This is a genomic window from Lysinibacillus sp. FSL M8-0134 (genome assembly GCF_038069745.1).
GTDB lineage: Bacteria > Bacillota > Bacilli > Bacillales_A > Planococcaceae > Lysinibacillus > Lysinibacillus irui.
This window is the reverse complement of record NZ_JBBPAJ010000001.1, coordinates 2697958-2710098: the sequence shown is the minus strand read 5'-3', so window position 1 is coordinate 2710098 and position 12141 is coordinate 2697958. Positions and strand designations below refer to the sequence as shown.

The window sequence follows — 12141 nt, the reverse complement described above, 5'->3', positions numbered from 1 at the left end:
ATGGATTTTAAAACAGATTTCAAACCGTTAACAGTAGACCCAGATAAAATTTACGACTATAGTTTCTCGATTATTGCAGAGGAGATGGGTGAGCATGACTTCTCCGAAGATGAATGGAAGATTGTACGTCGTATTATCCATGCATCGGCTGATTTCGAACTAGGTCGTAGTGTCATTATTACTCCCGGCGCCATTGAAGCGGGTATTAAGTCGATCCTTGCTGGTCGTCATGTCATTGCCGATGTCCAAATGATTGAAAGTGGATCTGGTAAAAAACGTTTCCAAAAGCACGGTGGTGATCTGCATTGCTATATTGCAGATGAGGATGTAGCAGTAGAAGCGAAAAAACAAAATACAACACGTGCCATCATTTCTATGCAAAAGGCTTCTAAGTTGCATGAAGGTGGTATTTATGCAATCGGTAATGCACCAACAGCATTACTGGAATTGATTCGTTTAATTAAGGAAGGCTTAGCAAAACCAGATTTAATTATCGGGATGCCAGTTGGTTTCGTGTCAGCTGCTGAGTCGAAAGAAGAGTTGCTCAAACTGGAAGGTATTCCGTACATTACAAATGTTGGCCGTAAAGGCGGTAGTACAGTGACGGTTGCCGCATTAAACGCCATCTCACTCTTAGCGGATGAGCAGGCGAAAAAATAATGGAGCGGAAGCCCAAAAAGGATCCCAAGGACATGCGTCACGGTTATACGACTGGAGCCTGTGCGACGGCAGTATCAAAGGCAGCATTACTGGCCCTTATTACGAAGGAAGAACAAGAGACAAGTACCATTCATTTACCTATTGGTCGGGATGCAACCTTTACCATTGAAAAATGTACCTTTGAGGAAAATGCAGTGAGCTGTGAAACGATTAAAGATGCTGGCGATGACCCTGATGCCACACATCAGGCACTCATCGTTGGCACAGTAAGCTGGGCAGATACACCAGGCATCCATTTAGATGGAGGAATTGGTGTCGGGCGTGTAACAAAGCCAGGCTTGCCAGTAGCTGTCGGCGAGGCAGCCATTAACCCTGTACCACGTAAAATGATTGTTAGTACTGTCCAAGGTGTTCTGGACGAATTTCACATTACAAGAGGCGTGAATGTGGTGATTTCTGTACCGAAGGGAGAGGAGATTGCTAAAAAGACGTTAAATGGACGACTCGGTATACTTGGGGGCATCTCGATCTTAGGCACAAGGGGAACCGTCGTGCCTTTTTCAAGTTCAGCCTATATGGCAAGTATTGTTCAAGCCATTAGCGTTGCCAAAGAGGCAGGCTGTGAGCATGTCGTGGTAACGACAGGTGGTCGCAGTGAAAAATTTGCGATGAAACAATATCCTCATTTACCAGAAGAGGCCTTTATTGAAATGGGTGATTTTGTCGGCTTTACATTAAAACATTGTAAGCGACTCGGCATCAAACAAGTTTCTCTTGTTGGCATGATGGGAAAATTCTCGAAGGTGGCCCAAGGCGTGATGATGGTGCATTCCAAAAGTGCACCCATTGACTTTAATTTTTTAGCGCAACTGGCAGTAGATATAGGAGCAAATGAAGAAACAATAGCACAAGTACGTGAAGCCAACACAGCGTCACAAGTAGGAGAAATAATGATGGACAAGGGCTATGATGCATTTTTCCATCATTTATGTGAGGCTTGCTGCTACTCATCCATCCGTCATATAAAGGGTGGTTTAACACTTTCTACATCGATCTATTCGATGCAGGGACAATTATTAGGAAGGGCTGATGACATTGCATCGATCGATGAAATTGATTGGGATCGGGGATAACGGATTAGCAAGCTTATACCCTCAATATCTGCAGTTGATTGAAAACTGTGAGGTACTGGTTGGGGGTGAACGTGTCCTTGAATTTTTCCCAGACTTTGCAGGTGAAAAAATCACCATCAAAGGAGGACTTTCAACACTTGTTGAGAGATTGTCTGAAGAAACTAGAAATACAGTCATCCTGGCCTCTGGCGATCCATTATTTTATGGTATTGGGAGCTATCTTGCGAAAAAGCTTGACATAGAGATTTACCCTTATATGAGCTCCCTCCAGCTTGCTTTTGCGAAGATGGGAGAAAGCTGGCAGGATGCTTATGTAACGAGTATTCATGGTCGACCAATGAAAGGCTTGGCACAAAAGATTGATGGGAAAAAGAAAGTAGCGCTTTTAACAGATGCAGAAAATAGTCCAAATGCCCTTGCTCGTTATTTAAAGCATTTTGGTATGACGGAATACCGTGCGTTTGTAGCAGAAAACTTACAGGGTGTTCATGAAAAATACGGCTGGTACTCGCTTGATGAAATGGAAGTCGGTCATTTTTCTCCGTTGAACGTCGTGATTTTAAAGCAAACAATGGAACCAAAATGCTATACACTCGGGATAGATGATGAGGAGTTTTCACAACGAAAGCCAGATAAGGGGCTTATTACGAAAAAAGAAATTCGTGTTTTAAGTTTACAAGCGATGCAGCTTCAAAAGGATAGTGTTATTTGGGATATCGGCACGTGTACGGGTTCTATGGCTATTGAGGCAGGTAAACTGGCTCCAGAGGGACAAGTATTTGCAGTAGAAAAAAATGCACCTGATTTAGAAAACTGTCTTCAAAATCAGCAAAAGTTTCGAGTCGATATAACGGCTATTCATAGTAAAGCACCACAAGGACTAGACAACTTTCCTGACCCTGATGCCATTTTCATTGGTGGCACTGGTGGGGAAATGGTTGAGTTACTGCAATTATGCTGTCAGCGTTTAAAGCCAAATGGGCGCATTGTGTTAAATGCAGCGACAATTGAAAATTTATATAAAGCCGTTGAGGCATTTAAGGCTTGTGGTTTTGCGGTTGACATTTTACAGGCTCAGCTTGCACGCAGCAAACCTATTTTAGATATGACACGCTTTGTACCATTAAATCCAATATATATTATTTCGGCTTATCGAAAGGAAGAAAATCATGAGTAATCTAGGTGTTTTATATGGCTTGGGCGTCGGTCCTGGCGATCCAGAATTAATTACAGTGAAGGCATTTCGTGTGATCCAGGAATCTCCTGTTATTGCCTATCCAAAAAAGCTAAGAGGTAGTAAAAGCTATGCCCATCGTATTGTAGATGTGTATATAAACCCTGACGAAAAAGATATGCTGGGGCTTGTCTTTCCAATGACTAAAGATGAGGCTGTTCTAGAACGTGAATGGACAAAGTCTGTAGAACTAGTTTACGAAAAATTACAAGAGGGCAAGGATGTAGCCTTTGTCACAGAAGGTGATCCATTATTATATAGTACGTTCATCCATATGATGAAATTAATGCAGGAGATGCATCCGGATGTAGAAATCCGTACAGTTCCAGGGATATCCTCATTCAATGGTTCCGCATCTCGTCTAGGAATTGCGCTAGCGGATGGTGATGACCGTGTTGCAATTATCCCTGCGTATGATGATTATAAGGCAATGCGTGAAGCCATTGAAAGCCATGATGCAGTTGTCTTTATAAAAGTGGCAAAAGTAATTGATTTAATGCTTGAGGTGCTACGTGATCTAGATTTACTTGATAAAGCTTCTGTGGTGACAAAAGTAACATCAGACGAAGAAGTCATTTGGGATGTACGGGAGCTAGATGGTGTCGATTTAGAATATTTAACATTAATGGTGGTGCGTAAATAATGAAAAAAATCTATATAGTCGGCGCCGGTCCAGGTGATCCAGATTTAATTACTGTTAAAGGTTTACATATGTTACAAACAGCGGACGTTGTGATGTATACAGATTCATTAGTGAGTGAAGACCTCATTGCGAAAGCGAGACCTGATGCAGAGGTCATTCGGACGGCGGGTATGCATTTAGAGGAAATGGTGGCTGTGATGGTTGATCGCGTTAATGCTGGGAAAGTAGTGGCACGTATGCATACAGGTGACCCAGCGATGTATGGTGCGATTATGGAGCAAGTGGCACTTTTAAAAAAAGAAGGCATTGGCTATGAGGTCATTCCTGGAGTCAGCTCTGTATTTGCATCGGCAGCGGCTATTGGTGCTGAGCTAACCATTCCTGATTTAACACAAACACTTATTTTAACACGTGCTGAAGGGCGTACACCTGTGCCAGAATTTGAAAAGCTTCGTGATTTAGCGAGTCATCATTGTACAATTGCTTTATTTTTAAGTGCAACGCTTACAAAGAAAATTGTCAAGGAACTACAAAGTGCTGGCTGGGCTGACGATACGCCAGTAGCGGTAATTCAACGTGCCTCATGGCCAGATCAAAAAATAGTCCGTACGACATTAGTAGAATTAGATGAAGCGATGCGTGTTAACGGTATTCGTAAGCATGCCATGATTCTAGCAGGTTGGGCGTTAGATCCGACTATTCATGATAAGGACCAATATCGCTCAAAGTTGTATGATGCAACCTTTACACATGGCTTTAGAAAAGGTGTGAAGACAAGTGATTGAGTTACAAGAGGGCGTGTTACCAGAAGTTGATCAACGCAATCCCTATGCTGTTGTGGCGATTACTAAGCACGGTGTTCAAATTGGACGTCGCCTACAGCAAACATTTGCAGCCAGTGATTTATATTACATGAGCAAATTTGAACAAGGTGATGAAGCAGAAAGGCATATTCAACTATTTACGGGCACAGTACGCTTATTATTGCCAACGCTATTTAAGCAATACAAAGGGTTGATATTAATCATTTCACTTGGTGCAGTCGTCCGAATGATTGCGCCGATTTTAAAAGATAAAAAGACAGATCCTGGTGTTGTCGTCATAGATGATCGAGGCGAAAACGTTATTAGTGTCTTATCGGGGCATCTGGGTGGGGCCAATGAGCTAACACATGAAGTGGCAGCTGCACTTGGTGCTAATCCGATCATTACAACTGCTTCTGATGTGCAAAAGACCATTCCTGTTGATTTATTTGGCGCACGTTTTGGGTGGGTATGGGATAGTGCCGACAAATTGACACCTGTTAGTGCTTCTGTCGTCAACGAGGAGCATGTGGCGATCGTGCAGGAAACAGGTGAACGTGATTGGTGGATGCGTGACACACCAATGCCAGAGCAAATTAAAATATATCCATCTACACAGGCAGCCATTGATGCCAAACCTCATGCTACCTTATTAATAACAGACCGAATTATCGAGCAAGAGGAAGAGATTCTTCTAGAAAATGGTGTTATTTTTCGACCAAAATCCATTGTGCTAGGAATGGGCTGTAATCGTGGTACATCTTTAGAGGAAATTGAACAAGTAATTGATGAAACGTTGGCAGAGCTTAAACTTTCGAAAAAAAGTGTAAGAGCGTTATGTACAATTGATCTAAAGAAAGATGAGCCATGTTTCATAGATATTACAAAGAAATATGATTGGGAGTTCATCACCTATTCACCGGCCGAATTAAATGAAATCGACTTTCCATCACCTTCAGAAACGGTTTTTAAATATACAGGAGCATATGGTGTTAGTGAACCAGCGGCGATGCGCTATGCACAGGTCCAATCACTCATTCTAGAAAAGAAAAAATCAGGTAATGCTACGATTTCAGTTGCTAGATACCTATTTTAAGGAGGAAGTCCATGCAAACAAATCGTTTTGTACTGGCTGGTACGGGCAGTGGCGTAGGCAAAACGACCTTTACTATTGGTCTGATGAAAGCTCTACAAAATAAAGGGAACATTGTGCAGGGCTTCAAATGTGGTCCTGATTATATCGATCCTACCTATCATACGGCTGTAACAGGCAGGGTTTCACGTAATATTGATAGCTGGATGTTCTCGCATGAAGCAGTCCGTGATATTGTGGCACGTGCCAGTAAAGATGCCGATGTATCCATTATTGAAGGAGTGATGGGCTTTTACGACGGAAAAAGTCCATTATCAGATGCGGGTTCTGCAGCAGATATTAGTGTAGTGACAGAGAGTCCGGTTATTTTAATAGTCAATTGTGCAAGTATGGCACGTAGTGTGGCGGCTGTTGTAAAGGGCTTCCAATTGCTCTCAGATAAACCACGAATTGTAGGCGTTATTGCTAACCAAGTTGGCAGTGTGGGTCATTACGAAATCGCCAAGGCCGCTATTGAACAAGAATGTGGTATCCCTGTCATTGGCTATCTAAAGCGGGAGGAAGGGATTGATATTCCAAGTCGTCATTTAGGTTTAGTGCCCGCCATTGAAAGAGGGGAGCTCGATTCCTTTTTTGAGAAACTAGGTGACCTTATGGCTGAGACCATTGACTTAGATCAATTACTTGATTTAACAAGGGCTCCCATGCTTCAAGAATGCGGTCAGCTATTTAGAGAAGAGCCTTCACAAAATATTTGTCTCGCTGTGGCAAGAGATGCAGCCTTTAATTTTTATTATGAAGAAAATTTGGCTTTGTTACGTGCGAAGGGTGCGACATTGCAATTCTTCTCACCACTTGCCAATGAACCTGTACCAGCACAAGCTGATGGCTTATATATTGGTGGAGGCTTCCCTGAAGAATTTGCGGAGACACTTGCTAAAAATACCGCTGTGAAAAATTCGATACGTGAAGCTATCACTAAAGGTCTGCCAACATTAGCAGAATGTGGAGGCTTTATGTATTTAACAGAGGCGATTACCAATAGCCATGGTGAACGTTATGATATGGTAGGTGTCATTCCAGGAGAAGTAGCGATGCAAACAAAATTAGCAGCACTAGGCTATCGTGAAATTTTTGGTACTGCGGATAATTTCTTAATCGGTGCAGAGGAACAAGCGAAAGGACATGAATTCCATTATTCTAAATATAGTGGCTCTCTTCACACCCCTGCCTACGAAACGATTGGACGTTTTGGTAAAAAGCAAGAAGGCTATCAAAGGGGAAATTTGGTGGCTGGTTACACACATTTCCATTTTGTATCAAACCCAAAGCTAGTTGATAATTGGTTAACAGCTTGTAAGAAGGTGAAAAATGATGACTAATTATTTTCCAATTCATATCAATTTAGAATATAAAACAGTTGTGATTGTAGGTGGCGGTCATGTTGCAACACAGAAGGTAGCATCCTTGTTACCAGCAAAGGCCCATATCGTCATTGTCAGTCCTACACTCCATGACACATTACAGCCACTTGCTGAATCAGGGCAAATTACTTGGAAGCAAAAGGAATTTGAACCACGTGATTTGGATGATGCGATTCTCATTATTGCAGCAACGAATGAGACGGCTGTTAACGAAGCTGTACAAGAGGCTGCACAGCATTGGCAATTAATTAATCGAACAGATCAGCAAAGTGAAAGTGATTTCATTACGCCAGCGATTGTTCGCCGAGGTCCATTGGTATTAACTGTCTCAACATCGGGAGCAAGCCCAGCTTTAGCCCGCAAAATTAAAGCAGATTTAGAAGATCAATTTGATGAAATCTATGAAGACTATGTATGCTTCTTACAACAAGCCAGGTTAATGATTGCTGCAAAGTATGACAAGGGCCCACAAAGACGTGCGGCATTGCAAGCATTGCTAGAACCAAACATTTTGGAATGGACACGTCATGGTGAAATCGATCAACGTGAAGCATATTTACAACAATTATTGATGGGAGAAAAGCAATGAAGGATGGAATCGTATATATCGTTGGAGCAGGCCCTGGAGATCCGAAGCTCATTACTGTGTATGGCCTGGAATGTATTCAAAAGGCAGATGTCATCGCTTATGACCGTCTTGTGAATCCTACATTGCTTGATTTTGCAAAAAAGGATGCCGAGCTCGTTTATTGCGGCAAACTTCCAGGGAAGCATCATCTCATCCAAGATGAAATTAATGCATTACTTGTTGAAAAAGCACAACAAGGAAAGGTTGTCACACGTCTTAAAGGGGGCGATCCCTTTGTCTTTGGTCGAGGTGCCGAAGAAGCAGAAATACTAAAAAATCATGGTATTTCGTATGAAATCGTTCCGGGTATTACAGCAGGAATTGCGGCTCCTGCTTATGCAGGGATTCCTGTGACACATAGAGATTTTGCGACAAGCTTTGCTCTTGTGACTGGCCATGGTCGTGAAGAAAAAGGGGAAGATTTCTTAAATTGGCCTGCACTAGCAATTGGCATTGATACCGTTGCTTTTTATATGAGCGTTGGCAATATTGCCTATATTGCTCGAAAATTAATCGAGAATGGACGTAAGGCAACAACGCCTGTTGCAGTCATTGAATGGGGCACAACTGCTCAACAACGAACGATTACAGGGCAACTTGATGAGATTGCAGGCATTATTGAACGTGAAGGGTATCATAATCCTTCTATGATTGTAGTTGGCGATGTAGTCAATGTACGAGAAAAAATTCAATGGTTTGAAGAGCAGGGACTTGCCTTTTCATAATCATTTAGTTGAAGCGCAATAGGAGGAAGTAATATGACAGTCATCGAAGCATTAAAAAAGCGACGAGCAATTCGAAATTACACAACGCAGCCAGTAGAAAAGGAAAAAATTGAACAAATTTTACAGGCAGCAACTTATGCGCCAAATGACCGTATGCGTGAGCCTTGGCATTTTTATGTCATCCAAGATGAAGCCATGAAGCGCTATGAGGCAATGGCGAGTGCTTATTTACAAGAGCGTTTCCCAACAAAGCCGAATTTAGTAGAAAGCTCTTTAAAGGTTGTCCAAACAACGCCTGTAGCGATTGTCGTAACAGCAGATGTGGTAGAAGGTGATGCCGATGCAACGCAAGACAATGTCTTTGCCGTATGTAGTGCCATTATGTCCATGTGGCTGACAGCTGAAGAGCTTGGACTTGGTTTTGTCTGGCGTACACGTGGTGTCGGACTTGTTCATGATCCACGTATGCACGCATTTATTGGAGCAAGTGCTAGTCAAAAAGTAGTCGGAACAATATTTATTGGGTACCCACAAGAGCAAGAACTGAACGACAAGAAGCGCACGCCATTTGAAGAAAAGACAACTTGGCTCTAAGGAGGCTAACAGCATGGCAAGAAAAGGCTTGTTTTTAGTATATACAGGCGAAGGAAAAGGTAAAACGACAGCATCACTTGGTGTAACATTACGCGCGGTTGGCCGAGGCTTAACTGTGCGCTATTTACAGTTCATCAAATCCCCCGAACGTACTTACGGAGAGCAAATTGCCCTTCGTAAACTTGGCGTAGAGATGGAGCAGATGGGTATTGGCTTTACGTGGACAAAAACACCTGAGGAGCATCGTACTGCCTTAGCAAAGGCATGGATAAAAACGAAGGCAGCTCTGCAAGATGAGAGCATCGATTTATTGGTACTAGATGAATTAAACAATGCACTCGCGATTAGCAAGTTTCCAATCGATGATGTCCTACCATTAGCAGAAGTCATCGAGGCTATCCAGCAACGCCCATCTACCATGCACCTTGTCATCACAGGAAGAAGCGCACATCCTGCGTTACTAGCAATGGCTGATTTAGTATCGACCATCGATGCAACAAAGCACTATTATGATGAAGGTATTCCAGCAGTAAAAGGACTAGAATTTTAACAATCCGTTGGATGAAGGGAATATCTGCGGAGAAAAGGTGAATACCCGCGGAGTGAAGGTGAATACCCGCGGAGTGAAGGTGAATACCCGCGGAGTGAAGGTGAATACCCGCGGAACGAAGGTGAATACCCGCGGAACGAAGGTGGATACCCGCGAAGCAAGGTGAATACCCGCGGAGTGAAGGGGGAATACCCGCGGAGTGAAGGTGAATACCCGCGGAGTGAAGGTGAATACTCGCGGAGTGAAGGTGAATACCCGCGGGGCCAGAGCATAAACCGCGTTACACCAATAATTACGGAGGAAAGTGACTATGCCAGCAAAATCGATCATGATTCAAGGAACCGCTTCCGATGTTGGAAAAAGTATGATATGTACGGCATTGTGTCGTATATTTTCGGATGATGGATTTCATGTAGTGCCGTTTAAATCACAAAATATGGCCCTAAATTCATTTGTAACAGCTGATGGTGGAGAAATCGGCCGTGCACAAGGGGTACAGGCCGAGGCAGCACGTGTTGTGGCGACGACTGATATGAATCCCATTCTGCTGAAACCGAAGCAAGATATGATGTCAGAGGTCATTGTCCATGGCAAGCATTTTTTAAATATGGATGCCAAAAGCTACCGCAATAATTTTGTTCAGGAAGCGATGCCGATCGTTGAAAAATCAGTACGCACACTCCAAAATACATATGATGTTATTGTGCTAGAGGGGGCAGGTAGCCCAGCAGAGATTAACTTAAAGGATCGCGATATTGCCAATATGCGTATGGCGCATTTAGCAGATGCAGCAGTAGTGCTTGTTGCTGATATTGATCGTGGTGGGGTCTTTGCCTCGATTGTTGGTACATTAGCATTGTTAGATGATGATGAACGTGCACGTGTCAAGGGACTAGTTATCAATAAATTTAGAGGCATGCGTGAATTATTAGATGATGGTTTAGCATGGGTGGAGCGTGAAACAGGCATCCCGGTTCTTGGTGTTATCCCTTATGTAGATGTCAATATTGAAGCAGAGGATTCCCTTGCTTTATCATCACTGCGCTTTAAAAAGCCAAAACGTGGCGAGTTTGCCGTAGATGTTGCGATGATTCGTTTGCCACGTATTTCAAATTTCACCGATATTGATCCATTTTTTGATGAGCCAGAAGTAGGTGTACGCTTAATTGGACATGTTAACGAGCTTGGCACACCAGATTTGCTTATACTGCCGGGTACAAAAAGTACTATGGATGATTTAGCTTGGTTAAAAGAGCAAGGCTTCGATCAAGCCATCCATCATTTACGTGAGCGCGGAACAAAAATAATCGGCATTTGCGGTGGATTTCAAATGCTTGGTGAAACATTGCTAGACCCTGAGGCGGTAGAGGGAAATGGTGAATCTGCTCATGGTCTTGGTTTATTGCCAATGGAAACGATTTTTGTAGGCAATAAAAAAACGGTACAAATGACAGGAACAAGAGGACAGGACACATTGACAGGCTATGAAATTCATCTAGGACGCACGAAAATTTTACGTGATGAAGTATCGCCATTCTTACAGCTAGAGGATGGCAGAGAAGATGGTGCGGTTAGTCGTGATGAACAAGTGATAGGAACGTATTTCCACGGCCTGTTTCATAATCGTACATTCACTCGTCAGCTAGTTAATGAAATACGAGCAAAAAAAGGGTTAGCAGCTTTACCAAGTGATGTAAAAAGTGACGCCGAACGAAGAGAAGATGCCTATAATATGTTAGCCGAGCATGTTCGAGCCAATCTTGATATGAAAAAGATTTATGAAATTTTAGCATTAGAGGTATCTGTATGACGAGAAAAGGACCGTTAGCCATTAATTATGAGGCTTTATGGCAAGAAGGCATGAAGGACTGGCATGGTAATATGCCTGAGCGTATGGTGAATGATCAGCTAGAGGAGCAATTTTGGGCGCAGTCTGTTGCACGTAAAAAAAAGGGGCAAACAGATCCTTATGCTGCACGTATTTTCCAGGAGCTTCAGAAAAGCATTGAACCACAGCATTCTGTGTTAGAAATTGGCCCAGGCTGGGGTAATTATACATTGCCATTAGCCGAGATAGTAAACAAGCTAACATGTGTGGATAGCTCAGAAAGCATTTTACAATACTTACAACAATGCATGGCTCATCAGGAGCACGTTTCATATGTTCATGCTAAATGGGAAAGTCTAGAGAATGATGAAATGGAACAGCATGATATCGTCTTGGGTGTGAATTGCTTTTACCGCATGTATGAGATTAAATCTGCCTTACACCATATGAATCGACTAGCAAAAAAGCGTGCCATCATTGGGATGACAACAGGGCCTATACAGCCACACTACGAGCGATTATATGAAAAGTATGGCTATGAGATCAAATTCCCGCGCAGAGATTATATAGAATTTTTGAATTTACTGTATGAAATGGATATCTATGCGGATTGTCAAATTATCCCGCTGGAACGTGTCTATGAATATGAAAGCTATGAACAGCTTATAACAACGCAAAGTAAAAAAATACTAACGACGAACTTCCAGCGAGCACATGTGGAGGAATCTCTCCTCCCTTTTATTGAAGAAAAGGATGGGCGATATTATTATCGTCATGATTTTCATGCAGCACTTGTTTCATGGCAACCAAAATAAACGAGAAACCT

At 42.6% G+C, this 12141-nt stretch carries 13 protein-coding genes; all 13 read left to right on the top strand.

Features of this window, described 5'->3' with window-relative positions:
• The 13 genes from MKY49_RS13880 (at position 1) to MKY49_RS13820 (ending at position 12130) form a co-directional block, all read left to right on the top strand.
• A complete protein-coding gene (locus MKY49_RS13880; protein WP_274793563.1) occupies positions 1–660 on the top strand; it encodes a precorrin-8X methylmutase in 660 nt (219 codons plus the stop codon).
• Positions 660–1793, top strand: coding sequence for a cobalt-precorrin-5B (C(1))-methyltransferase (locus tag MKY49_RS13875; RefSeq protein ID WP_274793562.1), 1134 nt, complete (start codon positions 660–662; stop codon positions 1791–1793). Before MKY49_RS13880 ends, MKY49_RS13875 begins: the two co-directional genes overlap by 1 nt.
• The gene (gene cbiE / locus MKY49_RS13870; RefSeq protein WP_274793561.1) at positions 1750–2970 is read left to right on the top strand and encodes a precorrin-6y C5,15-methyltransferase (decarboxylating) subunit CbiE; all 1221 of its coding nucleotides are present in this window, start codon (positions 1750–1752) and stop codon (positions 2968–2970) included. Before MKY49_RS13875 ends, cbiE begins: the two co-directional genes overlap by 44 nt.
• Complete coding sequence (gene cobI, locus MKY49_RS13865) at positions 2963–3670, top strand: precorrin-2 C(20)-methyltransferase (protein ID WP_341386510.1); 708 nt, start codon at positions 2963–2965, stop codon at positions 3668–3670. The genes cbiE and cobI overlap by 8 nt, the downstream gene beginning before the upstream one ends.
• On the top strand, positions 3670–4455 hold the full coding sequence (cobM, locus tag MKY49_RS13860) for a precorrin-4 C(11)-methyltransferase (protein WP_322605566.1): 786 nt from the start codon (positions 3670–3672) through the stop codon (positions 4453–4455). The genes cobI and cobM overlap by 1 nt, the downstream gene beginning before the upstream one ends.
• Positions 4448–5569 carry a cobalt-precorrin 5A hydrolase gene (locus tag MKY49_RS13855; RefSeq protein ID WP_341386509.1) on the top strand — a complete coding sequence of 374 codons (1122 nt, stop codon included), beginning with the start codon at positions 4448–4450 and terminating at the stop codon, positions 5567–5569. The genes cobM and MKY49_RS13855 overlap by 8 nt, the downstream gene beginning before the upstream one ends.
• Positions 5570–5580: 11 nt before the next feature.
• Positions 5581–6948, top strand: a complete 1368-nt coding sequence (locus MKY49_RS13850; RefSeq protein ID WP_322611908.1) for a cobyrinate a,c-diamide synthase — start codon at positions 5581–5583, stop codon at positions 6946–6948.
• Positions 6941–7579: a precorrin-2 dehydrogenase/sirohydrochlorin ferrochelatase family protein gene (locus MKY49_RS13845; protein ID WP_322605563.1), complete on the top strand. Its 639-nt coding sequence runs from the start codon at positions 6941–6943 to the stop codon at positions 7577–7579. The genes MKY49_RS13850 and MKY49_RS13845 overlap by 8 nt, the downstream gene beginning before the upstream one ends.
• The gene (cobA, locus tag MKY49_RS13840; protein WP_341386508.1) at positions 7576–8343 is read left to right on the top strand and encodes a uroporphyrinogen-III C-methyltransferase; all 768 of its coding nucleotides are present in this window, start codon (positions 7576–7578) and stop codon (positions 8341–8343) included. The genes MKY49_RS13845 and cobA overlap by 4 nt, the downstream gene beginning before the upstream one ends.
• Before the next feature lie 33 nt (positions 8344–8376).
• Entirely contained in the window at positions 8377–8937 is a 561-nt protein-coding gene (locus tag MKY49_RS13835) for a nitroreductase family protein (protein WP_274793555.1), read from the top strand.
• 13 nt (positions 8938–8950) lie between these two features.
• A complete protein-coding gene (locus MKY49_RS13830) occupies positions 8951–9487 on the top strand; it encodes a cob(I)yrinic acid a,c-diamide adenosyltransferase (RefSeq protein WP_274793554.1) in 537 nt (178 codons plus the stop codon).
• A 310-nt stretch (positions 9488–9797) separates the two neighbouring features.
• Entirely contained in the window at positions 9798–11297 is a 1500-nt protein-coding gene (locus MKY49_RS13825) for a cobyric acid synthase (RefSeq protein WP_274793553.1), read from the top strand.
• Positions 11294–12130 (top strand): class I SAM-dependent methyltransferase, encoded by an 837-nt coding sequence (locus MKY49_RS13820; RefSeq protein WP_274793552.1) that lies wholly within the window; start codon positions 11294–11296, stop codon positions 12128–12130. Before MKY49_RS13825 ends, MKY49_RS13820 begins: the two co-directional genes overlap by 4 nt.
• Positions 12131–12141 lie beyond the last annotated feature (11 nt).

What these genes read in the sequence shown, in the direction of transcription:
- MKY49_RS13880 (WP_274793563.1), top strand. Translation starts at nt 1, where the DNA reads ATGGATTTTAAAACAGATTTCAAACCGTTAACAGTAGACCCAGATAAA.
- MKY49_RS13875 (WP_274793562.1), top strand. Translation starts at nt 660, where the DNA reads ATGGAGCGGAAGCCCAAAAAGGATCCCAAGGACATGCGTCACGGTTAT.
- cbiE (WP_274793561.1), top strand. Translation starts at nt 1,750, where the DNA reads ATGACATTGCATCGATCGATGAAATTGATTGGGATCGGGGATAACGGA.
- cobI (WP_341386510.1), top strand. Translation starts at nt 2,963, where the DNA reads ATGAGTAATCTAGGTGTTTTATATGGCTTGGGCGTCGGTCCTGGCGAT.
- cobM (WP_322605566.1), top strand. Translation starts at nt 3,670, where the DNA reads ATGAAAAAAATCTATATAGTCGGCGCCGGTCCAGGTGATCCAGATTTA.
- MKY49_RS13850 (WP_322611908.1), top strand. Translation starts at nt 5,581, where the DNA reads ATGCAAACAAATCGTTTTGTACTGGCTGGTACGGGCAGTGGCGTAGGC.
- MKY49_RS13845 (WP_322605563.1), top strand. Translation starts at nt 6,941, where the DNA reads ATGACTAATTATTTTCCAATTCATATCAATTTAGAATATAAAACAGTT.
- cobA (WP_341386508.1), top strand. Translation starts at nt 7,576, where the DNA reads ATGAAGGATGGAATCGTATATATCGTTGGAGCAGGCCCTGGAGATCCG.
- MKY49_RS13835 (WP_274793555.1), top strand. Translation starts at nt 8,377, where the DNA reads ATGACAGTCATCGAAGCATTAAAAAAGCGACGAGCAATTCGAAATTAC.
- MKY49_RS13830 (WP_274793554.1), top strand. Translation starts at nt 8,951, where the DNA reads ATGGCAAGAAAAGGCTTGTTTTTAGTATATACAGGCGAAGGAAAAGGT.
- MKY49_RS13825 (WP_274793553.1), top strand. Translation starts at nt 9,798, where the DNA reads ATGCCAGCAAAATCGATCATGATTCAAGGAACCGCTTCCGATGTTGGA.
- MKY49_RS13820 (WP_274793552.1), top strand. Translation starts at nt 11,294, where the DNA reads ATGACGAGAAAAGGACCGTTAGCCATTAATTATGAGGCTTTATGGCAA.